This window comes from Pseudovibrio sp. M1P-2-3 (genome assembly GCF_031501865.1).
GTDB classification, from domain to species: domain Bacteria; phylum Pseudomonadota; class Alphaproteobacteria; order Rhizobiales; family Stappiaceae; genus Pseudovibrio; species Pseudovibrio corallicola.
The window spans coordinates 1668816-1692500 of record NZ_JARRCW010000001.1 but is presented as its reverse complement, the minus strand read 5'-3'; the positions used below and the strand labels follow the sequence as shown (position 1 = coordinate 1692500).

Below are 23685 nucleotides of genomic sequence, written 5' to 3'. Positions count from 1 at the left end.
ATTAAACCAATACGAGTCAAACCACCCCCATACACCACCACCAAAACACCCCACAAACCCCAGAAAACAGCCAATCTCTCAACTTGTTAACAAACAATCAATTCCCACAGATACACACATCAACAAACAACACACCAATGTGAACCAACACCACCAACGCAGAACGAAGGACAAACCGCAGCGGCTAAAGCAATGAGGCGCAACGCTGAATCGATTGGGGATTCCCAATCAGGTTGATTTGTGATTCACTCCTTTTAGGGAGGAGATCACATGGGTCGGCCACTTTCACTTGATTTACGCCTTCGCTTTAAAAGGCTCATTTTATCCGGGATGAGCGGGCGTGAAGCAGCACGCCGCCTGCTGATCTCTCCAGCATCAGGATCTCGCTTGGCCCGTAAAGTTCGGGAGGGGCAGAGTTTAATCCCGGTCAGGACAGGGCGCCCAAAGGGAGGCGGAAAATTGGAGCCCTACCTCTCCTTCTTGCGCGAGCTGGTCAATCAAGACGGAGATATCACGTTGATGGAGTTATGTGATGCACTTTTCATGGCTGAGGGAGTGAGGGTTCACCATACTTCCGTCTCCAAGGCTTTGCGCCGTCTTGGCTACACCTATAAAAAAAATCGTTGGTGGCAACCGAGCGTGGCAAACTCCATGTACAAAATGCCAGAGATGAATGGCGCCACACCCGTCAGCCTATAATGCGTGATCTGCCTGAGAGACTGGTGTTTCTCGATGAAACCAGTGTTAAAACGAATTTAACCCGGCTGCGAGGCCGAGCCTTTAAAGGGGAACGAGCCCTTGACACAGCGCCGTTTGGACGCTGGCAGAACCAGACCTTTATCGCCGGTTTGACCCACGAGGGACTCATTGCGCCCTGGGTTCTGGACGGGGCCATGAATGGCAAGGCATTCACCACTTATATCACGACACAACTGGCTCCATGCTTGCACCCTAAAACGGTGGTCATTCTGGATAACCTGTCCACACACAAAGTTCCAGAAGCCGCAAGGGCCCTCAGACAAAGCGGGTGTTGGTTCCTTTTTCTGCCGCCCTATTCTCCTGATCTCAATCCTATCGAAATGGCGTTTTCCAAGCTCAAAGCACACCTACGCAGAATGAAAGCCAGAACCTTTGAGACCTTGATAAAGGCTCTGGGTGACATATGCGATCTGTTCACACCCCAAGAGTGTTGGAATTACTTCAAGGCAGCTGGATATGTTTCAGTATAAAGGCTCAAGAATATAAGGCTACCTCCCCACACAAGCGGCTTTGCCAAAAGGAACTCGGGGCGCTCAGGCAGACGCGCCACCCTATAGGAAAGAACCGCCACTATAAGAGAGAGAGAGCCCCCTCCCCTCTTCAGCGACCTCCGCCCTTTACTCCGGAACCGATGGGAGACCGACACTCAAACCGCTCTGGATCCCGGATCAGCGCTTCGCTTGTCCGGGATGACACCCTCGGGAGCGGTAAGGCACTCAGTCGACCGCTATGGCACCACCAAGAGAAGGGAGAGAGGGCGAGAGACCAGCGGTAAAGCAAGGTGGTGCGAAATCAGAAGGCAGGGAGGTTGGGAGGTTGGGAGGTTGGGAGGTTGGGAGGTTGGGAGGTTGGGAGGTTGGGAGGTTGGGAGGTAACTATAAGAGCGCAACAGAAGAGTGAAATGGACAGTCCGCTCACCCTTCACCTTTCAAACCAGATTTTGCTCTTGGGGAAGAGACAAAAGACCAGCAGGTTCATTAACACACCAAGCACAAGATCGGAGATTGCGGACGGACTATTCAAAAGTATTTGCCAAACCAGTGGGCTCAGACCGTTAGAATGAACTGCTGAGATCGAAGAGGTGACAGGAAGCGAATGCTGGGCGGGCATGATGGAGGGGGAATCCCCATAGGCACTAACCTAAGGGACTAAATTGCGGAGACTGCTGGAGTCTTCGCTTTCTCGGTGTGCCGGTGCTGGTCACCGAAAAAGCACGACCTTGGAGGAAATAACTAAATGCAATATGGCAAGCAAAGCCTTACTTCATTAATTTTTGTAACCAAATCGAGCTAATAAATTTCCCATTTTTCTTAGCGTATTGGTCAAAAACACCAATTTCTTCAAAGCCAAATTTCCTATGAAGCTCTACTGAAGCGTCATTAGGTAGAGCAATTCCCGACAAAAGACGATGTAATCCGGTTTTAGATAGGCTTCTAAAAAGCTCCGTGTAAAGCGCGGTCCCAATCCCGCTGGAGACCGTGTGCGGCGACAAATAGATCGTTACTTCAGCTGTTCCCTCAAAGGCAATGTCGTCACGATAAGGTTGGGAACAGGCAAATCCAAGTACTCCTTCCTTTCCCTCGGCAACTAAAATCTGATGAACTGTCCCGGGATTAAACTGTTTCAGCCACTCCAACCTGTTGTTATAGCTAAATGGTTTCGTCTCGAATCTGGCATAGCTTTTTGTAATATAATAATTAAATATATCGGTAATGCTCTGACAATCCGAGCTATCTCCAGATCTAATTTTGAAATTCCGCATCAGGAAGTACTCTTTAAAACGATATGGAAGGAACCGAGCTCCCTACCAACCCTTACCATTATAGTCCAAAGAACAACTCTGATAATTGGCAACGATAATCCATATTGGGGCAGACCTGCGGCCTGAAGTACTGGTGGGGTACTTATTTGAGTTTTAAGTTAGCGTTTATGAGAGGTATCCCCCTCATCGCCTTCCCGCTCTAGAATTGGAAAAACTGGATGGGGATGAGACTTACTCCCGCATGTTACCGTGAGCCACCAATACTTACTCAAACGACTGTAAGCCTGTAGCTAATATGGAATGCGCACAAATACAACAAGGCACTTCAGCCAAAACCTATTTCAGAACAAGCCGTTAGATCGAGAGTGTACTCACAAGTTCGGGCAAAAGCTGGAATTTCACCGCAAAATGTACGCTCAGCGACCGGTTTTGTGCGAGGAAATGTCCATATAAAAGGCCATTCGGGCACTGCCACCTGATGGCTTGGAACTCCAGATCAACAAGGCATGAGAGGAAAGCGTAATCCGGTCAGAACATGGACCAAACGCCCTAACAGCTCCGCGCCCCGGCCAACTTATCCCCGAACCGGCATAACTTATCCCCTTCACCCAAGTAAGAACCCCGCTCATACCTCAAGAAAGTTCAACAGGGGCTCCCGAACCATTTTAGCGCTTTAACTCACCTTTTAACACGCTCATTTCATCAGGATTGGTATTGCAACCAGTCTCGCGCAGCTTTTTGAGCTTGGGAGATATCTTGAAGGCTCATTTGTTCCGCGACTTCGGCGCGCAGGCGGATTGCTTTTACACTGCCAGCATGAACTGCCAGATTGAACCATTTATGGGCCTGAACCAGTTCCACGGGACCGCTTCGCCCTAACGCGCAATCCAGTCCCATTTGCAAAAGGTCATCTGGGGAGGTTGAACGATCCCGCTCCCGAACAGGTTTATTTGTCAAGAATTTCACTTCACCCATCTTTAAACTCCCAAAGAAGATACAACCCGAACTCACAGGGTTAGAATGGGAAAACAGGGTGAGAGAAGTGTTGAAGAACATCGTTAAAAAAATAAAAATCAAATAAAAACAAAGAATTAACTTAACAGTCTCGCAACTATAACAGCGCCAATTACCCTGTAGTTTCAAGAGCGGTACCACTTCTGGGCCCAGCATACCCTTTACCCTTTGATAACCATAAACTGAGGGGAGCTGCCCGGCGTGTCTTTAGCCGTGCTGACACAATGTCCGCCGCTTTGAGGGGATATGAACGTGGCAGTGCTCAAGCAGATTGCATGTCACTGGCATATTTGCCAGCCAACAAGCCACGCTCCGACAGTACTGTCGTATGCAGCTCACCGGCATGATCCGGCAAGCTGCATGCATTTTATATTGCAGTTCAAGCCTGTGCGTTTTCCAGCTTGTGGTCAGCGTAGTTTTTCCGCAATGTCAGTTTTGAGACCTTCCCTGTCGCAGTCATAGGCAACTGGTCGACGAGCACCACATCATCTGGAATTTGCCAGCTTGCCAAATGTTCTTTCAGGAGGTCCAAGACACTTTGTTTGTGAATGGTCTTTCCTTCTTTTGGAACAACAACCAGCAGAGGACGCTCATCCCACTTCGCATGGGGCACAGCAATGACTGCACAATTGGCAATATCCGGATGCGCCATAGCCATATTTTCAACGTCGATGGAACTGATCCACTCGCCGCCCGATTTGATAAGGTCTTTGGCCCTGTCCGTTATTGTCAGGAACCCTCTTTCACAGATTGTTGCAACATCACCGGTACCAAACCATCCGTCCGCATCCAGAGCAGCACTGCTGGCTTCTTCATTATTGAAATAACCCGCGGCTACTGCATTGCCGCGTACAAATAACTCACCAGCAGCCTTTCCATCTTTAGGAAGTTCCTCGCCATTTTCATCAATAATTTTGAGCTCCACACCGAACATGCGCCGCCCCTGTTTGGCTTTCAAATCAAGGCGCTCATTTTCAGGCAGTTTTCGCTCGCTTCCAAAAAGCTGCCCTTGTGTACCAATGGGGCTCATTTCAGTCATACCCCATGCATGACAGACATTCACACCGAGCTTTTCAAAGGAACCAACCATGGAACGGGAGGCCGCCGCTCCGCCAATAATAACCTCGCCAAAGCCCTCGGGTTTTCTGGCACGCTTGCTGATTTCTCCAAGCAGGCCCAGCCACACGGTTGGAACCCCCCATGACGAATAGACGTTTTCTTGCTCCATAAGATCAAACAGGCTGGCACCATCCAGATGCGGACCGGGAAAAACGATGGACACGCCAGCCATAGGGGCATGGAAAGGTAATCCCCATGCGTTTACATGGAACAAAGGAACAACAGGAAGGATTTTAACTCCTGGTCGCAGGCAATCGGGGAATGTGATGCCAGCCATTAATGCATGCAGTACGGAAGAGCGGTGGGTATAGAGAACCCCTTTGGGATTGCCAGTCGTACCGGAGGTATAGCAAAGGCCGGAGGCTGCGTTTTCGTCCAGATCGGGCCACTGGTACTGAGGGGTTTGCGCGCCCAAGAGCTCTTCATAGCAGAGCACATTTGGAATAGACGTTTCAGGCATATGCGCCTTGTCCGTCATGATGACATACTTCATGTCCTTGGGAAATTGCGCGAGAAGTTTCTCGACCAAAGGCACGAAGGTGAGATCGAGAAACAGGACCCTGTCCTCAGCATGAGTGGTGACATACACCATCTGCTCCGCAGACAAGCGCGGGTTAATTGTGTGGCAGACAGCTCCTATCCCCGAAATTGCATAGTAAAGTTCAAAGTGGCGATACCCATTCCATGCGAGGGTTGCAACGCGGTCCCCCTCTTCTATGCCCAGCGCCAGAAGCGCTTTTGCCATCTGCCGCGCCCGTACCTCGGTTTCCCGGTAGCTGGCACGGTGTATCCCCCCCTCGACAGTTGCAGAAACAAGTTCCGCATCACCGTGAACTTCAGCTGCAAATGTCAAAATATCTGAAATGAGCAGCGGCCTATGCATCATTTTACCTTGCAACGCCATGGAACTTTCCTCCCGTAAAGTAACAGCATACGCAAGCCCGCCTTTTTTATGTAAACGGGCTTAGGTTATCAGGCTTTTTACGGTTCCATAGGCAGGGGCAAATGTCAATTTACCCTCAGGATATTTGCATAGTATGGCGCAAATTTCCGAGATTGTATGAGCACCTGTAGACTTTCGAATAACTATGCGACGTAGGGTAATAGCAATCGGAATTATTGCAAGCCTATCGGTAGGTTTGGATCCAACCTCATTGGCACGGATGTCGGCGGAAAGTGTGGCGAGAGATCTGCCCCCATTGTGTCATTGCAGACAAACGAAGCGCCGATCCGGTATCCAGACCACAAACCACCGATTATACTTGATGACTGCTGATATAAGTTTCAAAGCTTGCAAAATAAAGCCACTTCCCAGTGAATATGCTGGAAAGAGGCTCTAGAATTAGTGGTTGGTGAGCTGCTGCACCTCAAGCGAGGGAGAGTTTCACATCCACGTTACCGCGTGTTGCGTTGGAATAGGGGCACACCTCATGTGCAGCCGCAATAATTTCTTCCGCTACGCTTTTTTCAACGCCCGGCAGATCCACCTTCAAAGCCACTTCCAAGCCGAAGCCACCCTCAGCGCGCGGGCCAATCCCAACAGTTGCCTCAACATTGGTCTCGTCGGTTACTTTCACGTCTTTACGCTGCATGGCAACCACTTTCATGGCACCAATAAAGCAGGCAGCATAACCAGCGGCGAAAAGCTGTTCAGGGTTGTTGCCAGCACCACCAGCTCCGCCCAGTTCTTTTGGCGTGGACAAGGATAGTTCAAGGGAGCCATCCAGTGTTTTTGCTGTGCCATCGCGGCCACCAGTGGCCTTTGCAGTTGTTTCATAGAGAACTTTAACGGACATGATTCACCCTTTCAATCGCATCATATTAAATCGTGCGCGATATAAGTACTCCATTCCAAAGATAAATCAAGCTTATTGTGAAATAATCGTGCACGATATATAAAATGAAAAAGACCAATATAAAGGATTGCGGAATGTGCGAGGAAAACCTTGCCACCAAACAGAGGATCAAGCTGGAAGACAATCTTTGTTTTTCCATCTATAAAACAAGTCATGCGCTCAACCGTTTTTTTAAGCCCCGGTTGAAAGAACTGGGGCTGACCTATCCGCAGTACCTCGTCATACTGGCGCTGTTGGACAAGGACCGGCAGACTGTTACAAACTTGGGGAAGCTTCTTTTTCTGGAATCCAGCACCTTGACGCCACTTTTAAAAAGGCTGGAGACCTCAGGCTTCATACTCAGGCAGCGGTCCAGCAAAGACGAGCGGCAGGTGATTATTAGCTTGAGGGAAAAGGGTCGGCAACTGAGCGACGGGATTTGCCGCATACAGGCCTGCGCTCTTGAAGCGCTTGATATGGATCTGGATACGGCCAACGCTCTCATTCTTCAAATGAACGAGCTGAGAACAGTACTCACAGAAGAAACTTAGAGGCGTATCGCCAAAAAGTGGATACCAGTTTCCGGGTAAAAGGTAGGGCGCCCAAACAATAGGTTAAAGCAGTGAGTTGTTTTAATAAAGCGGCTCACTGCGATAGAGGTTGATGCTTTCGCGAAGTCTCGATTTTTTTGATAGAACAGATAAAAATGGCCGACTTGTATAGTCGGCCTTTAACTTATTTTCGAAAGCAGTCTGGTGGACAGAAATACTTGGCCTGATGGCTCAGGTAGTTTTCGAAGCTTTCTGTTGCCGCGCTTTCAATCTGCTCATGCGCGGCCCGTGATTGCGCCACATGCGCTTCCAGATGAGACTTACGGGCGCTGTCCTGTGGCAGAACCTTAAAGTAATCAGTCTGGGCCTTTGCCAGAGCACTAATAAATGCCTGATGAGATCCATAGCGCTTGACACCAGCAAGAACTTTGGCCGAAGGCGTCAATTCAGGGTTTTCCAGCTTGGCGATTTGCACCTCCAAGGCGTCTTGATGACTTCGCCCGCTATCATGGGCCTCATCCATAAGTTTAGCCAGATCCCGCATCTGCACTAACAGCGCAAGGCCCGCATCCTTCAAGGTCCGCCCTTCCCTGTCTGCCGGTAACAATAGGTCCGGCTTTCGTCCCTCGACTGCCACCAACTGCAACTGGTCATTCAGTTGGCGCTGCTCTTCAGGCGATAACCCCTCGCTTTCAGCAAGTGCCAGATAGGTCAGGAAGGTATTGAGGAAATAGGCTTCCTGCTCATCAATCCCCACGGGCAAGAACGGGTTGATGTCCACGCTGCGCAACTCGATATATTCCACACCGCCGCGACAAAGGGCCGTAATGGGCCGTTCATTGGACAGCGCATTGCGCTTGGGCCGGACCGTTCCATAAAGCTCGTTTTCCAGCTGCAGCTGATGCGTGTTCATCTGCTTGTAATCACCGTCCTCGTGAACGCCGATTTCCTCATAAATTCCCTCGGATGTTCCAAGGGCTGCCCGCAGGCCATCAAGGTAGTCAGCCATGCTATTGAAGTGGATGTCCAGCTTACCCTGCACAACGCTGGTATACCCAAGATCACTCATGCGCAGCGACGTGGCGTAGGGGGCATACAATGTGTCATCGCCCAGCGATTTCAAACCCGTGCTCTTATTTTTCAAGTAGCTTTTATCCAGAGCAGGTGTTGCCCCGAACAGGTAGAGCACCAACCAACCGTGCCGTTGGACATTCCGAATTAGGCTTAAATAGCCATCGGAACGAACATGCTGCATCTCGCGGGCAGTGCTGCCTTGAGGCGCAATTGCTTCCCAAATATCCTCGGGCAGAGAGAAGTTATAGTGAATGCCGGAAATTGTCTGCATCACTTTTCCATAGCGATTTGCGAGACCTTGCCGGTAGAGTGTCTTTATACGTGCGGCATTGCTTTTCCCGTACTGGGCAATCCGTACTTCTTCGTCACAGGACATATTCGGCGGCATGCTGGCATTCCAGAAGAACTCCCCACTGGGCAACCGGCGCGAGCTGAAAATATGAATATCCTTTAGAAACTGGATACTCTGCGCCATATTGGTGTTTGCCGGCGTGATAAATTCCAGCTGTGCCTCTGCAAAGTCTGTGGTGATATACTTATGGGTCAGCGTCTTCCCAAGAGCCTCTGGATGATCATGAAGAGAAATGAGGTTTTCTTCGGTGACCCGCAGGCTCTCCTTTTCCAAACCAACCCGTATTTGGGCCAAACTGGCCCGCACACTCGGGTCGTTTAATATTGGAAGTTTGGAGTGATTAAGTGCCAACATTTTTTTACTTTCATCCCATAGTCCCTCGAGGGGAAATAGGTCTTTCAACGACTTAATTCAACAAGATTCGACACGACCGTCTTCGATCATATCGACAAAAAATTGCAGGTTTGTGGCGAGTTGCGCCCCCACGTCCTGCGGCATTTTCTGAAGTACGGCCCCGATACGTTCGCTATGATGACGGGCAATGAGCGCCATATTCCGAGTTCCCTCAAGGGTCAAGACCAAACGACGGGCCCGCCCGTCTTCCGGGCTTGGCTCGGTGGTCAAGAACCCTTTTTCCTCCAGCCGTTTTACAATACGGGAGGCTCCACTTTTGGAGATCCCCAGCGTTCTGCTGACAGCCTGGACAGCGCACTGGGGCTCCTGCTCCACAATACGAAGCGTCAGAAGATCGGTGAGCGAAAACGCCTCACTGGCCACCCCCCCGCAGCACTGGGAGCTGAAATGCCAGGACAAGGTCAAGAACATATCATAGAGATTTTCAGCATAATGTTCAGCTGGCGGGCTTGTCACTGAAGCGCTCCTTGTTACAGATTCTGCAGATTTCTATATAGTTGACGCTATCAACTATATAGGTGACACTGTCAACCATAAAACTTCAGGGACTGACAGTTTATCTCAAGGCCGTCATCATTGTGCCTTTCGTGTTCGTTTCATCACACCGCAGACTTTTATTGGCCCCCACCTAAGCATGTTCATGTTATGTTCCTGTTAACTTTCCTTAACTACGCTCGTTGAAAGATTCTTTTAACCCTTGAATATTAGGCCCTGCACTATGCACAGAGACAAATCCATTAATTACATCGAGTTACCCGCAAAAGATCTCTCCGCTGCAAAGAGCTTCTACTCGAAGACATTTGGCTGGAGCTTTCAAGATTACGGGCCAGACTACACTGCATTTAATGATGGGTTCTTTGACGGAGGCTTCTACCATGCACCGCTGCACTCCCAAGCTGATCACGGAGCAGCTCTGGTTGTTCTTTACGCCAAGAAACTTGAGGAGGTTTTAGAGGAAGTCCTCCGAAATGGCGGCACAATATGCCGTGACATTTTCTCGTTTCCCGGAGGGCGACGGTTTCACTTTCAAGACCCCAACGGCAACGAGTTGGCCGTGTGGTCGGAACTTGCTGAAGGCGATGGAAAATAAAGGTATGCTTCAAGTGAAAAGAGATCGTTTTAAACACTCTACTTCCGTGTTCGTGATCGTGCGCTGTGAAGAGGATATCTTATGGTTGAAGCGTTCACACACCGGATGGATGGACGGGTTTTACAGCCTTCCGGCGGGGGCAGTAGAAGGCGGAGAACCCTTAAGGCAGGCCGCTGCCCGCGAGGCCTTTGAGGAAGTAGGCATCACCATAGTTCCCGATGACCTTCGACTTCGTCACGTAATACACTGCCTCACCGAAGGGAACGAATGGATGGGGTGCTTTTTTGAGGCAACCCGCTGGCAGGGTTCGCCCTATCTGGCTGAGCCCCATAAACACTCCAGTTTAGAGTGGCACCCGATTGATTTCCCCCCCAAAAACACATTGCCTTATGTGAGACAGGCTATGGGACATATTCAAGGTGCAAGGGCCTATTCCCAGTTCGGTTGGCAAGAAGAATTGTCAGCGGCTTAGAGCCCTGTTCCGTTTTGGAGAATTCAATCAAACGAGAAGAATTCTTTCAAAATAAAGAAGTTATGCCAGTCAGCAATAAGAGGAATCTATCGGGTTCTGTCTTGATCCCAGCTTGTTGGTCGGGATGACCTCGTAAGAAAACAAGGATGTCACCCCCGCACTTGATCCGAGGTTAGTGACTCACGAGCGAAGTGCAACGTTAATGGCACTTTTTTGATGTAGAATTATACCTGTGAACGATCTCATCAAGTTCCTTTTTTGAAAGAGAGGTAATATTGGTGGATCGAGGTGACCACTGTCGTAAGTGTTTAGTCCCGTGAGGAGAGAAGGCCGTGTCATCTCTGCCCTATCTTCCAAGAAGGGCAATGAGACAGACAAATACAACCTGATTATCTTTTCACGGGACCAAACTGCAGGTAAGGGCTAAGTCGGGGTGAACTTTACCGCTGTGCGCTGGCTTTGCTCTTCCATAAATACACTGCAATCAGAGTAAGGGCGACGTATATGCCGATTGGATATTGCAGTGCCGCGGATGCGGCCGCACTGTGCCCTGAATTATTGCCAAACTGTGAAGATGTGCTGAAAAATATTTGCCCGATCACAGCAATACCTACTGCCACACCTACTTGCTGGAATGCCTGCAATATACCCGATCCGGCGCCAGCATCTTCGCTTGCAACACGTGAAAGCACAAGTTGGAACATTGTTGCCAGAGATGTCCCCATACCCATACCAACAAGCAGTAGGGGAGGCAAAAAGGATAGCTGGTCAAATGCAGTGGATGAAGAGTTTATAACCAGTACGAGGCCTATCATGCCAAGCAATACGGTTAAAGCCCCAAGCGCAAGGCGCGCTTCCAGCCACTTGTTTGCAAGCCGACTGGCGAAAAACGAGGCTATCATCACACCAGCAGGATGCGCCGCCAAAGCGACACCGGCATCTTGAGCGGACAAACCAAACCCAGATTGAAGATAGACCGCAAGCATAAACATAACACCAGCAGTGCCAGAGAAGAAGAGCGCAACAATACCAAGGCCCAATAGAAAAAAACGGTCTTTAAGCAAGTTTGCCGGCATTACTTGCGGCAGGTTTTTCCTTGCACGCAAAATTTGTGTCCTGCTGAACAGGAGCAAGAGTATCAGACCACCAAGCATCAACGCAAAGCACCACCACGGCCAGCCCAAAAGTCGTCCTTCCACAAGGGGATAGGTAATCGCAAGAATACTGAAGGCAAACAAAGCCGCTCCGCCCCAATCTGAGCCTTTGTGGGCTGGGGCCTCTTTCTTCGGTAAGTAAAGGAGAGCGCCAACTAGAGAAATAATCCCCAATGGCAAGTTAATCAGAAAGACAGCCCGCCAACTCAGATCAGCAATATCTGCAGAGACCAGAAAACCTCCGAGCACCGGGCCTGTCACCGCACCCAGTCCGCTGATGGTTCCAAACAGGCTGATGACTTTGCCTTTTTGCTCCGGCTCAAAGAGCACATGAACAATTGCCAGAACCTGCGGCACCATCATAGCACCGGCAAATCCCTGCGCGGCTCTTGCAGTGATCAGCGTGGTAATGTCTGGTGCGACGCCGCAAACGCCCGAGCTGCCAATAAAGCCAATCAGCCCCCAGCCGAATAATTTATTGCGCCCCAGCACATCGCCAAATCGGCCAAAAGGCAAAAGGCCAGCTGCAAAAGTCAAAACATATATAATCAGCACCCATTCCAGCTGACTTGGTGTTGCGTTTAGTTCCTCTTGAATGGTGGGAAGTGCCAAATTAACGATAGTAACATCCAGCGTATTCATAAATGCAGCAAGAAAGAGGACAGCAACCGCCAGCCCGCGCTTTGGAAACTGCTGTTCCAAATTTAAGAGTTCCGTTGACAAAATCATATCCTTTTCATGATACATCAATTGTAACAAATATCAGTAGGATAGTTTTAGATGCCTCTTGAATGGCCCGGCTAAACTCTGACTTTGCTAGATATTGATTTTCACGGGAGGCAACTTGTAGCCTCTTGGTGACTTGGACTTCTAAGGCCAATCCCTAATAGTCACCGGTACGTTTCGATGGGGAGAGCCTCACGATACATGTAACCTTTAAAGTAACAATAATGCCCTGTCAATTTCATGTATCTTTATTTGTAACAAAACTGTACTTGGTGTAACCTGCCAGAAACAGGAGAGTTACCCGTGAGACCCAATAGCCGCCTTTCCCGAGCGCTCCATGTGATGCTGCATTTAGACCAGAACGACGTTTCTCAGACTTCCGAGCAAATCGGTAAGGTTCTTGGGACTAATCCCTCGCTCGTTCGGCGCATGATGGGGGGGCTTAGAGATGCAGGGATCGTGTCTTCGCTCAAGGGGCATGGCGGAGGCTGGTGTATGGCAAAACCAATTGAAAATATCACACTAGCTGAAGTTTATGCAGCACTGGGCTCACCGCAATTATTTGCTGTTGGGAACGCTGGTGATACGCCGACATGCCCTCTTGAAAAGTCCGTACATGAAGCCGTTTCAAATGCCTTAACTGCAGCTGATTCCGCATTTAAGGCCGAACTTGAGGACACAACGGTTGCTGATTTGGTTCGATCCAGTGCCGTCATTGAAAGGCTTCAATTATCGTCAAATAGATATTCCGTTCATAAAGACCGGCGAAGCATGTCTGATTAAACGAATTATAGGACGACTTGATTGAAGTGCTTTTAGGTAGGCAACACATTGCTTTCCAGAGCATAACCTTACTTGCCCCGCTTGAGCCACTTCATTACCCATGCTCCAGGAAACAAAAAACCGCGCTCATTGTCATGAGCGCGGTTGAGTTTTACACCCTTCTTACGAGGGCTGTGCATTGGGGTTTCTTGCCCCAGTGATCTACAATGGCATAACGGGCGGAGCGGCGGGCGGCTTCTCTTACCAGATCCACATCCTTGCGCCGTCCTTTTGGAATGCTGATGACGGCGGAATAGACGGCATCGCGCACCAGATCTTCAAAGTCATCACCGTCATGATTGCAATCGGGTATGCCCATAAGGATCACGTCGATCTCGCCATCAAGTTCACCTTTGCCGGTGACAGCTAGAGAAACGACAACAGAACCGGCAAACGAGAGTTTACGCCGTTCCTGAATTCCCATTTCCTCTGGTGGGCCAATGAGGCGGCCATCCTTGACCGTTATTCCGGCTGGGGCCTCGTCAATGACTTGTAGCTTGCCCGGAACAAGGCGAACCATATCGCCGTCCTTGATGATGGCTGTATCTCTTACGCCTTTGGTACGTGCAAACTCTTCATGAGCTGCCAAGTGCAAAGCTTCGCCGTGAACAGGAACCACACGCTTGGGCTTGAGAAGGTCATAGACCTGAGACAGTTCACCACGCCGTGGATGGCCCGATACATGCACAAGTGCGTCCCTGTCGGTGATGACTTTGAGCTTCTGCGAGACAAGTTCGTTGATGACCCCGTTTACCGCCTTCTCATTTCCCGGAATGGTGCGGGACGAAAAGATGACCGTATCACCTGCGGAAAGGGCCACCTGCCGGTGGTTATCGCCGGCAATACGGGCCATAGCCGCCCTCGCCTCGCCTTGCGAGCCTGTGCAAAGAGCCACCACATTTTTACGGGGCAGCGAGCCATAGGTTTCTTCATCACGAAATGGAGGCAAGCCGTCGAAATAGCCCAGATCACGGCCAATCTCATAGGTGCGGGCCATGGAGCGGCCAATAACCACAATTTCGCGATCACACGCATAAGCCGCTTCTGCCACCGCCCGCATGCGGGCCACATTAGAGGCAAACGTGGTCACGGCAACGCGGTTTGGAGCAACCTTGATAATTTCCGTCAAGGCTGCCTGCACGTCTTTCTCGCTGGGGCTGGTGCCATCTCGCAGGGCATTGGTGCTGTCGCAAATAAGGGCATCCACCCCTTCACGGCCAAGTTCTGCAAGGCGGTCCAAATCTATGGGTTTGCCAATTCCCGGTGTCAAGTCAATCTTCCAATCGCCCGTATGCACCGCCAAATGGCCACCAACACGAATGGCCAGCGCACAAGGCTCGGGGATGGAGTGGGTCATAGTGATCAGCTCGATATCAAAGGCTCCAGCCTTGAACCGGTCTCCTTGATTAACCACTGTGACGGGAATATCCAGCCCTCCCCCATCCATTGCCAGCTTCGCTTCTAACAAGCGCGCGGTAAACGGGGTTGCAAAAACAGGCAGGCGTACCCTATCCCAGATGTAGGAAAGTGCCCCGTAATGATCCTCATGTGCATGGGTGATGACAATACCGACCACCTGATCCCTGATTTCCTCAAGGTAGCGCAAGTCTGGCAGAACCAAATCCACTCCCGGCAACTCGGGACCCGCAAACGAGACCCCGAAATCAACAACAAGCCAAGTTCTGTCATCTTCTGGGCCCCATCCATAAAGGCCCAAATTCATTCCAATTTCACCAACGCCGCCGAGCGGCAAAAAAACGAGCTGAGACTCGCTCGACATTTGCAATACCTCCAACACGGCCATGGCCTTGCGACCCAGTGCGGCCTTATACTTTCAAATATTTCCTACGAAAAGAATACGTCACCGGCGGTCACAAGCTGTTCACGCCCGTTTTCACGCTTAACAATGAGACGGCCCAAATGGTCAATATCGACAAAAGTGCCCTTAAACTCTTCATGGGTAAGTCTTACCCGTATTTCCTTGCCCCGTCCAACCGCGCGGGACAACCATTCACGGCGAACCAGTTCAAAGCCACCTGTTCCACGCCACTGCTCTAGCCAATAAGCCAGACGGGACGCAAGGTGGGTAAACACCTGATCGACCTCGCACCCGTAGCCCAGACTGCGCAAATCCGTGGTTTTATAAAGTCCAAGATCAGGATGGTGAACGCAATTGACGCCAAACCCACAAACTACATAAAGTGAGCCATCGGTCCCTGTTGCGCTTTCCAGCAGGATTCCGGAGATCTTGGCACCATCCACCAGCAGATCATTGGGCCACTTCAGCTCAACAAGCTTGAGAGTGCCTGTGGCAGCTTCCACGGCTTCGGCAAGAGCGAGAGCCGCTACAAACGGCATCTGGATCACGTTTTCATCAAAGGCTTCAAACCTCAGGAGAACAGAGGCGAACAGATTGCCTTTTTCCGAGGTCCATGAGCGGCCCCGTCGGGCCTTACCTTGCTCTTGCACATCCGAGCGAACCCACAGATTGCCCCCATAGCCTTCCGTTGCCCTTTGGGCGGCACGGGTATTGGTGGAATCCAGTGTTTCATAGTGTTCAACAACAAAGCCCGGTGCACTGGTCACCGGGCCTTGGAAGAGTAGCTTATCCATCTAACTCACTTTAAAACAGCGAATTGGCTGCACCCGAAGCTGTCTCAACAATGAAATTGTTGAAGAACGGGAACAGGACAACCACTGCGCTGGAAACACCCAGAGCAATTTTCATCTCGCCGGACATGGGCAGGAATTCCTCGCTTGGCTCATCAAAGAACATGACCTTGATGACGCGAAGGTAATAGTAGGCACCAACCACGCTGGCGAGCATACCAATGATCGCAAGTGGGTAAAGACCCGCCTTCACAGCCGCGATAAACACGTAGAACTTGGCGAAGAAGCCAATGAACGGTGGAATACCGGCAAGCGAGAACATGAGGAATGCCAGCAGGATCGCCATAGGCAGGTTTGTCTTGGAAAGACCTGCAAGATCTTGAATGTCTTCCACCATACCGCCCTTACGACGCATGGAAAGAACACAGGCAAATGTGCCCAGTGTCATAGCCAGATACGCGGTGAGGTAAACAATCACACCCTCAACACCCACAACGGAGCCGGAGGCCAGACCCACGAGGGCAAAGCCCATGTGGCCGATGGAGGAGTATGCCAGAAGACGTTTGATGTTGCGCTGACCGATAGCGGCAAAAGCACCAAGGGTCATGGACATGATGGAGACAAATACGATGATCTGCTGCCAGTCCGCCCCTACGCCGCCGAACGCATCGATGAGAATGCGAACCAGCATGCCAAAGGCTGCGATTTTCGGAGCAGCCGCGAAGAACGCGGTCACAGGTGTTGGCGCCCCCTCATAAACATCCGGTGTCCACATGTGGAACGGAACTGCGGAAATTTTGAAGCACAGGCCTGCCAGCAGGAACACGATACCGAACACAAGGCCCAGAGAGACATGCTCTTCAGTAAGCGTACTCGCAATCGCACCGAACTCGGTCTGGCCGGTAAAGCCATAGATAAAGGACATCCCGTAAAGAAGCATACCCGAAGACAGGGCACCCAGAACAAAGTACTTCAAACCCGCTTCTGTTGAACGCACAGAATCGCGGTTGATGGCTGCCACCACATAGAGCGCCAGAGACTGAAGCTCAATGGCCAGATACATGGCAATCAAATCACCGGCAGACAGCATCAGCATCATGCCTATTGTCGCCAGAACAATCAGGACCGGATACTCGAACCGGTCAAAGTTCTGAGAGCGTGCATAGGCAACTGACATGGCAATGGCAAAGCCGGAGCCAATGAGAACAAGAATTTTCAGGAACTGAGAAAACCGGTCCTGAATGAAGGCGCCGTTAAACGCCTCCCCGAAGTTCGGGCTCATAATGAGCATCAAACCTGCAACCGCGAAAAGCGCAACACAGATACCAGTAACAACCGGCGTCTTCTGCTCGCCTCCGAATGCTCCAAGCATCAATAGGAAGAGCGCTCCGCATGCCAGAAACAGTTCTGGCAGCAGCGGCATCAGGTCAGAAAATTGAAATACATCTGCATGCATGACGTCAACTCGTCCTAATGATCAATGTGCGACAGCGGCTGCAGAAAGGGCACTGCCCCCCGCTTCCACTGCTGCTTGATAATGAGTAATCAAAGAATCCACCGATGCCTGTGTTACATCAAACACAGGTGCCGGATAGAAACCGAAGAAGATGGTCAAAATAACCAGCGGAATAAGGATAACCTTCTCGCGGGCACTCAGATCCAGCATGGACTTCAGGCTTTCCTTTTCCAGCGCACCGAATACAACGCGGCGATACAGGAACAGCGCGTAGGTTGCGGAAAGAATAACACCTGTTGTTGCAAACAGAGCAACCCATGTATTGACCTTGAAGATACCGACCAATGTAAGGAATTCACCCACAAAGCCAGAAGTACCTGGCAGCCCCACATTCGCCATGGTGAAGATGAGGAAAGCAACAGCATACTTCGGCATGTTGTTGACCAAACCACCATAAGCAGAAATCTGACGGGTGTGCTTGCGATCGTAAATCACACCAACACACAAGAAGAGCGCTGCAGAGACAATACCGTGGGACAGCATCTGGAACAGTGCACCTTGAATACCTTGGGCGTTTGCCGCGAAGATACCCATGGTCACATAACCCATGTGCGCCACAGAGGAGTAGGCAATCAGCTTCTTGATGTCTTCTTGAGCCAGAGCCACCAGAGAGGTGTAGATGATCGCGACCACGGACAATGTGAACACAAACGGTGCAAACATGTCACTGGCCAGCGGGAACATTGGCAAGGAGAAACGCAGGAAGCCGTAACCACCCATCTTCAGCAAGATACCTGCCAGAATAACAGAACCGGCTGTAGGCGCTTCCACGTGGGCATCTGGCAACCATGTGTGAACCGGCCACATTGGCATTTTCACCGCAAAGCTTGCGAAGAAGGCAAGCCAGAGCCATGTCTGCATTCCTGCTGGGAAGTCGAACTTCATCAAGGTTGGAATGTCCAGCGTGCCAGCGGTCCAGTACATGCTCATGATGGCGATCAGCATGAGAACCGAGCCAAGAAGCGTGTAGAGGAAGAACTTGTAGCTGGCATAAACGCGCCGTGCACCACCCCAGATACCGATGATCAGGAACATCGGAATAAGGCCGGCTTCAAAGAACACATAGAACAGAACCAGATCCAGCGCACAGAAGACGCCGACCATGAGCGTTTCCAGAACGAGGAACGCGATCATGTATTCCTTGACGCGCGTATCAATGCTTTTCCAGCTCGCAAGAATACAAAACGGCATCAAGAAGGTTGTCAGAATGACAAACAGCATGGAAATGCCGTCTACACCCATGTGATAGGAGAAGACGCCGCCCAGCCAGTCATATTTCTCCACCATCTGGAAGCCCGGGTTCTCGTCGGTGAACCCGCCCCAGATAAACAGGGAAACAATGAAGGTGAAGCAGGTGGTAATTAACGCCACCCGCCGGATGTTTGTTTTTGCCTCTTCATCATCCCCGCGAACGAGGAGGATGAAAAAGACACCTACCATCGGCAGGAACGTGGTGATTGATAAAATATTCCAATCGCTCATCAGTGGGCTCCCCCGCCCGAGAACATGGCGTATGTAATGAAGAACGCTACGCCAATCATCATCGCGAATGCATAATGGTAAATGTAGCCGGACTGAAGTTTCACAACTCGTGCAGTCACGGCCTGAACGCGTGCCGCCACGCCGTCTGGTCCCAGACCATCAATGACAGTCCCGTCACCGGATTTCCAAAGGAAGCGGCCCAGCTTCATTGAAGGCTTTACAAACAGGAAGTCATAGAGCTCGTCAAAGTACCACTTGTTCAGCAGGAACTTGTAGAGAGGCTGATGACGCTCTGCCATGGCCTTTGGAATGCCAGGTGAGCGAATGTAGAAGATGAAGGCCACAATGAAGCCGGTTGCCATCATAAAGAATGGTATCCCCTTCACCCACATCGGCACATGGTGCATTTCGTGCAAGATTTCTTTGGTGTTTTCTGTTACCGCCAAAGACGCTTTCCAGAACGCATCATAGTCGTGTCCGAAGAAGAATTCTTTAAACACAACACCTGCAAACAAGGCACCCAATGACAGCAAGATCAACGGCACAGTCATCACCCACGGACTTTCGTGAACGTGGCTCATCACATCAACGGAGGCACGCGGCTTGCCGTGGAATGTCATGAAAGTCAGGCGCCATGAGTAGAAGGATGTCAGCAGCGCAGCAACCACGGTTGCCCAGAAAGCATAGCTGGCAAACACGTTGTGGCCAACGAAGGCAGCTTCAATAATCGCATCTTTTGATACGTGCCCTGCTGTTCCAATTGCGGTGAATGGAATTCCAAAACCGGTCAGAGCCAGCGTACCGATCATCATGGTCCAGTAAGTTACTGGAATATGCTTACGCAAGCCGCCCATACGGCGCATGTCCTGTTCGTCGGAAACCGAGTGAATTACGGAGCCGGCGCAAAGGAACAGAAGCGCTTTAAAGAACGCATGGGTGAACAGGTGGAAAATCGCGATACCGTAAGCACCAATACCCAGAGCCACAAACATGTAACCGAGCTGGGAACAGGTTGAATAGGCAATCACGCGCTTGATGTCGTTTTGTACGCAGCCAACAGTTGCTGCAAACAGGGCGGTTGTTGCACCAAACAAGGTAACGACCGTGAGCGCTGTTGTGGAGAGTTCGAACAACGGCGACAGGCGGGCTACCATGAACACACCAGCAGTCACCATGGTTGCAGCGTGGATCAGAGCGGAAACCGGTGTCGGGCCTTCCATGGCATCTGGTAGCCAGGTGTGCAGCAGGAACTGGGCTGATTTACCCATAGCACCCATGAAGAGCAGCAGACACACAACGGTCAAGGCATCTCCTGGATACAGATTGTATCCCAAGAACTGCATGATCGGGTCCTTACCATCAGCAACAGCGCTGGCGGATGCAAAGATCACGTTAAAGTCTGTGGAGCCGAAAATGACGAAAACGCCAAAGATGCCCAGAGCAAAGCCGAAGTCACCCACACGGTTGACCACGAACGCCTTCATGGCCGCAGCGTTTGCAGATGGCTTTTTGTACCAAAATCCAATGAGAAGGTAAGAAGCCAGGCCCACGCCTTCCCAACCAAAGAACATTTGCAGCAGGTTGTCGGAGGTCACCAGTGCCAGCATGGCAAATGTGAACAAAGACAGGTACGCAAAGAACCTTGGACGGTGCGGATCGTGATGCATGTAACCGATGGAGTATACATGTACCAAAGCGGACACGGTGTTGACCACAACCAGCATTACAGCGGTGAGCGTATCAACACGAATGGACCAGTTGATGTTCAGATCACCCGAATTGATCCAGCGCAGCAGGTCAAACATAACTGGCTCATGCGAGCCCAGTCCGATCTGAAAAAATGCTATCCATGACAGCAGCGCAGATACAATTAAAAGGCCGCTTGTAATATATTCGCTTGCCTTTGCCCCGAGCGCCCGGCCAAACAGACCGACCGTTAGAAAGCCCAGCAGCGGGAGGAATACGATTGCCGTATACATTCGTCCCTCAGCCTTTCATGATGTTAATATCGTCGACAGCAATTGAGCCGCGATTACGGAAATAGACCACCAGAATGGCAAGGCCGATCGCCGCTTCCGCAGCTGCGACGGTTAACACCATCAGCGCGAAGATCTGGCCGACCAAGTCATTCAGGAAGACTGAGAAAGCAACAAGGTTGATGTTGACGGCCAGCAAAAGCAGCTCGATGGACATCAAGATGACGATCACGTTTTTACGGTTCAGGAATATTCCGAAAATACCGATCGTGAACAAAATCGCAGCTAGCGACAGGTAATGCGATAATCCAATTTCCATGGGGCCTCGCAGTGCTCCCTCAAGTTCTAGAAGCAGCCCAATCATTGGAGGAGCACTCTCCTCCAATGATAGGCCGGTTAATATTAAGGTTCCAGACCACCGGCCTTAGATCCCTTTTCCGGTTTTTACTTTTACCACTTCAATGGCATCTTCAGGTCGGCGTCCAACCTGCGTTGCAATATCCTGACGGCGAACGCCTTCCTTATGGCGCAAGGTCAGCACAATTGCGCCGATCATTGCCACAAGAAGCACAAGGCCGGACAGCTGGAAGAAGTAGATGTAGTGCGTGTAAAGAAGATTACCGATTGCAGCGATATTCTGGGTTTCCGCAATTGGCGGAATTGGGGATGCACCTTTGCCCACGATCGTTGGCTGAATAACCCAGCCGCTGACTACCATCAACAGCTCAACCAGCAAGATACAGCCGATCAAAGCACCAATTGGCATATACTGCAGCAGACCTTGGCGAAGGGATGCAAAATCCACATCCAGCATCATCACCACAAACAGGAACAGCACCATGACCGCTCCCACGTAAACCACAACCAAAAGCATGGCCAGATATTCAGCCCCGATAAGGACAAACAGCCCAGCCGCATTGAAGAAGCACAGGATCAGAAACAGAACCGAATAAACGGGATTGCGCGAGGCAATCACCATAAATGCGGAGGCAACCGCCACCGCAGCAAACAAATAGAAGAAAAGGGCCTGCAAAACCATTAGAGGTTGCCTCTGTTCATTGTTTGGCTTTCCCGCTGGCATGCTCTCTTGCTGCCATCGCCGAAAAAGCCCCCTAAACTTATCAGCTACCGATTAACGGTAGGGTGAATCCATCTCGATATTGCGAGCGATTTCACGCTCCCAACGATCGCCATTTTGAAGCAGCTTGTCTTTGTCATAAAACAGCTCTTCACGCGTTTCCGTGGCGAACTCGAAGTTCGGACCTTCAACAATTGCATCCACCGGACACGCTTCTTGACAGAAGCCGCAGTATATACACTTGGTCATGTCAATGTCGTAGCGGGTGGTCCGGCGTGTTCCGTCATTGCGGCGCGGACCTGCTTCGATTGTAATTGCCTGCGCAGGACAGATCGCTTCGCACAGCTTACAAGCAATGCAGCGCTCCTGACCGTTGGGATAACGGCGCAAAGCATGCTCCCCGCGAAAACGTGGGCTGATCGGCCCCTTTTCAAACGGGTAGTTAATTGTTGGCTTTGGCTTGAAAAAATAACGCATGGCGAGAAAAAACGCCGATACGAACTCTTTCAAGAGCAACGATTTTGCGGCCTGTTCGAGTCTCATAGCCCTAAAGCCTCTCCTTGGCGAACCAAGCTATCTAACCGGCAATTGATGCGCCAGCCAGATAGCCGATGATTGGAAACCCAATCATCATTATGCAAAAAATGATCTTCCGTAGATGAGGTTCTGCCTTTTCCAGCCAGAACGTCTCTCCTACCCGACCTTGTTTCCGTTTCAAAACGGCGGCCTGCAAAACCCCGAAAAGGATTTTGCTGTCCAGCCATCCGATATATAGTCCAAGCGCTGCACCTAGCAGACCAACTGGCGAAAAACTCACCATGGCCTTACGGTGCCCAGCCCATTGTCATCAGCACTGCGGCAACGATGAACACCATCGCCAGCGACAGCGGCAGGAATACTTTCCAACCCAGACGCATCAGCTGATCATAACGGTAGCGCGGTACCATTGCCTTAACCATGGCGAACATAAAGAACACCAGAAGGGACTTGAGCAAGAACCAGACAATTCCCGGCACCCATGTGAACGGCGCAATATCCAATGGTGGCAACCAACCGCCCATGAACAGGATTGTTGTGAGCGAACACATGAGAGAAATGGCAACATACTCACCCAGCATGAACATCATGTAGGGAGTGGAGCCATACTCAACCATGAAACCGGCAACCAGTTCTGACTCAGCTTCTGCCAAATCAAACGGCGGGCGATTTGTCTCTGCCAATGCGGAGATGAAGAACACCACGAACATCGGGAAGAGCGGCAGCCAGTACCAGTTCAAAATGGACAGCCACGGCACACCCAGCATTGTTGCCAGACCGGTTTGCTGTGCGTTCACAATGTCTGTGAGGTTCAAAGAACCCACGCACAGCAGAACGGTCACAATCACAAAACCGATGGAGACCTCATAGGACACCATTTGCGCTGCGCAGCGAAGCGCTGACAGGAACGGGTATTTGGAGTTGGAGGCCCAACCCCCAATGATAACGCCGTAAACACCAAGGGATGAAATCGCCAGAATGTAGAGAATACCCACATTGATGTTGGAGATCACCCAGCCACTGCTCACCGGAATTACCACCCAGCCTGCCAAGGCTAGCATCACTGTGACAAGTGGTGCCAGCAGGAACAGAACCTTGTTGGAACCCGATGGAATAACCGGTTCCTTGAATACGAACTTGAGCAAGTCAGCAAAACTTTGCAAAAGCCCCCAAGCCCCAACAACGTTGGGACCGCGGCGAATTTGAACGGCAGCCCAGACTTTACGGTCTGCCAGAAGAATATACGCAACGATAAGAAGCAGAACCACCATCAACAAAATGCTTTGTGCAGCTATTATAATGAATGGTAATGCGTAATCGCTCCAGAACATTTCCATGTGCC

Annotated in this window: 22 protein-coding genes; 5 read left to right on the top strand and 17 right to left on the bottom strand. The window is 50.8% G+C overall.

The window, feature by feature from the left end; all coding sequences use genetic code 11:
* The first annotated feature begins 270 nt into the window (after positions 1-270).
* Positions 271-1229 (top strand): IS630 family transposase gene (locus tag P6574_RS07790; protein ID WP_310619020.1). Its coding sequence is split into 2 segments (ribosomal slippage): positions 271-612 and positions 615-1229, totalling 957 coding nucleotides; the frame shifts between segments, so codons are not numbered across the junction.
* A gap of 788 nt (positions 1230-2017) precedes the next feature.
* On the opposite strand, the gene P6574_RS07785 is transcribed toward P6574_RS07790, so the two are convergent.
* The 4 genes from P6574_RS07785 to P6574_RS07770 form a co-directional block, all read right to left on the bottom strand.
* Positions 2018-2521 (bottom strand): GNAT family N-acetyltransferase, encoded by a 504-nt coding sequence (locus tag P6574_RS07785; protein ID WP_310619788.1) that lies wholly within the window; start codon positions 2519-2521, stop codon positions 2018-2020.
* A 702-nt stretch (positions 2522-3223) separates the two neighbouring features.
* Positions 3224-3496: a hypothetical protein gene (locus tag P6574_RS07780; RefSeq protein ID WP_310619787.1), complete on the bottom strand. Its 273-nt coding sequence runs from the start codon at positions 3494-3496 to the stop codon at positions 3224-3226.
* 418 nt (positions 3497-3914) lie between these two features.
* Positions 3915-5558, bottom strand: a complete 1644-nt coding sequence (locus P6574_RS07775; protein ID WP_310619786.1) for a long-chain fatty acid--CoA ligase — start codon at positions 5556-5558, stop codon at positions 3915-3917.
* A gap of 463 nt (positions 5559-6021) precedes the next feature.
* A complete protein-coding gene (locus tag P6574_RS07770) occupies positions 6022-6450 on the bottom strand; it encodes an organic hydroperoxide resistance protein (RefSeq protein WP_310619785.1) in 429 nt (142 codons plus the stop codon).
* Between the two features lie 104 nt (positions 6451-6554).
* On the opposite strand from P6574_RS07770, the gene P6574_RS07765 reads away from it, so the two are divergent.
* Positions 6555-7040, top strand: coding sequence for a MarR family winged helix-turn-helix transcriptional regulator (locus P6574_RS07765; protein WP_310619784.1), 486 nt, complete (start codon positions 6555-6557; stop codon positions 7038-7040).
* 184 nt (positions 7041-7224) lie between these two features.
* On the opposite strand, the gene gshA is transcribed toward P6574_RS07765, so the two are convergent.
* Both gshA and P6574_RS07755 read right to left on the bottom strand, forming a co-directional pair.
* Positions 7225-8820 carry a glutamate--cysteine ligase gene (gene gshA, locus P6574_RS07760; protein WP_310619783.1) on the bottom strand — a complete coding sequence of 532 codons (1596 nt, stop codon included), beginning with the start codon at positions 8818-8820 and terminating at the stop codon, positions 7225-7227.
* A gap of 57 nt (positions 8821-8877) precedes the next feature.
* Entirely contained in the window at positions 8878-9336 is a 459-nt protein-coding gene (locus tag P6574_RS07755) for a MarR family winged helix-turn-helix transcriptional regulator (RefSeq protein ID WP_310619782.1), read from the bottom strand.
* A gap of 262 nt (positions 9337-9598) precedes the next feature.
* On the opposite strand from P6574_RS07755, the gene P6574_RS07750 reads away from it, so the two are divergent.
* Both P6574_RS07750 and P6574_RS07745 read left to right on the top strand, forming a co-directional pair.
* Positions 9599-9970: a VOC family protein gene (locus tag P6574_RS07750; protein WP_310619781.1), complete on the top strand. Its 372-nt coding sequence runs from the start codon at positions 9599-9601 to the stop codon at positions 9968-9970.
* 4 nt (positions 9971-9974) lie between these two features.
* On the top strand, positions 9975-10442 hold the full coding sequence (locus tag P6574_RS07745; protein WP_310619780.1) for an NUDIX hydrolase: 468 nt from the start codon (positions 9975-9977) through the stop codon (positions 10440-10442).
* A 440-nt stretch (positions 10443-10882) separates the two neighbouring features.
* Here the strand turns inward: P6574_RS07745 and P6574_RS07740 are convergent, their stop codons facing one another.
* Positions 10883-12319 carry an MFS transporter gene (locus P6574_RS07740; RefSeq protein WP_310619779.1) on the bottom strand — a complete coding sequence of 479 codons (1437 nt, stop codon included), beginning with the start codon at positions 12317-12319 and terminating at the stop codon, positions 10883-10885.
* A gap of 306 nt (positions 12320-12625) precedes the next feature.
* Between P6574_RS07740 and P6574_RS07735 the strand changes: the two genes are divergently transcribed.
* Complete coding sequence (locus tag P6574_RS07735; RefSeq protein ID WP_310619778.1) at positions 12626-13105, top strand: RrF2 family transcriptional regulator; 480 nt, start codon at positions 12626-12628, stop codon at positions 13103-13105.
* Between the two features lie 151 nt (positions 13106-13256).
* Here the strand turns inward: P6574_RS07735 and P6574_RS07730 are convergent, their stop codons facing one another.
* The 10 genes from P6574_RS07730 to nuoH form a co-directional block, all read right to left on the bottom strand.
* Complete coding sequence (locus tag P6574_RS07730) at positions 13257-14924, bottom strand: ribonuclease J (protein ID WP_310619777.1); 1668 nt, start codon at positions 14922-14924, stop codon at positions 13257-13259.
* A 65-nt stretch (positions 14925-14989) separates the two neighbouring features.
* A complete protein-coding gene (locus tag P6574_RS07725) occupies positions 14990-15757 on the bottom strand; it encodes a biotin--[acetyl-CoA-carboxylase] ligase (protein WP_310619776.1) in 768 nt (255 codons plus the stop codon).
* A 10-nt stretch (positions 15758-15767) separates the two neighbouring features.
* Positions 15768-17210: an NADH-quinone oxidoreductase subunit NuoN gene (gene nuoN, locus P6574_RS07720; RefSeq protein ID WP_310619775.1), complete on the bottom strand. Its 1443-nt coding sequence runs from the start codon at positions 17208-17210 to the stop codon at positions 15768-15770.
* Positions 17211-17231: 21 nt separating this feature from the next.
* Positions 17232-18752, bottom strand: a complete 1521-nt coding sequence (locus tag P6574_RS07715; protein WP_310619774.1) for an NADH-quinone oxidoreductase subunit M — start codon at positions 18750-18752, stop codon at positions 17232-17234.
* Positions 18752-20731, bottom strand: coding sequence for an NADH-quinone oxidoreductase subunit L (gene nuoL, locus P6574_RS07710; protein ID WP_310619773.1), 1980 nt, complete (start codon positions 20729-20731; stop codon positions 18752-18754). Before nuoL ends, P6574_RS07715 begins: the two co-directional genes overlap by 1 nt.
* A gap of 7 nt (positions 20732-20738) precedes the next feature.
* Entirely contained in the window at positions 20739-21047 is a 309-nt protein-coding gene (gene nuoK, locus P6574_RS07705; protein ID WP_310622121.1) for an NADH-quinone oxidoreductase subunit NuoK, read from the bottom strand.
* A 105-nt stretch (positions 21048-21152) separates the two neighbouring features.
* On the bottom strand, positions 21153-21767 hold the full coding sequence (locus P6574_RS07700; RefSeq protein WP_310622120.1) for an NADH-quinone oxidoreductase subunit J: 615 nt from the start codon (positions 21765-21767) through the stop codon (positions 21153-21155).
* A 93-nt stretch (positions 21768-21860) separates the two neighbouring features.
* Entirely contained in the window at positions 21861-22349 is a 489-nt protein-coding gene (nuoI, locus tag P6574_RS07695) for an NADH-quinone oxidoreductase subunit NuoI (RefSeq protein WP_310619772.1), read from the bottom strand.
* Positions 22350-22383: 34 nt separating this feature from the next.
* The gene (locus P6574_RS07690) at positions 22384-22623 is read right to left on the bottom strand and encodes a hypothetical protein (protein WP_405048079.1); all 240 of its coding nucleotides are present in this window, start codon (positions 22621-22623) and stop codon (positions 22384-22386) included.
* Between the two features lie 7 nt (positions 22624-22630).
* Complete coding sequence (nuoH, locus tag P6574_RS07685; protein ID WP_310619770.1) at positions 22631-23680, bottom strand: NADH-quinone oxidoreductase subunit NuoH; 1050 nt, start codon at positions 23678-23680, stop codon at positions 22631-22633.
* Positions 23681-23685 lie beyond the last annotated feature (5 nt).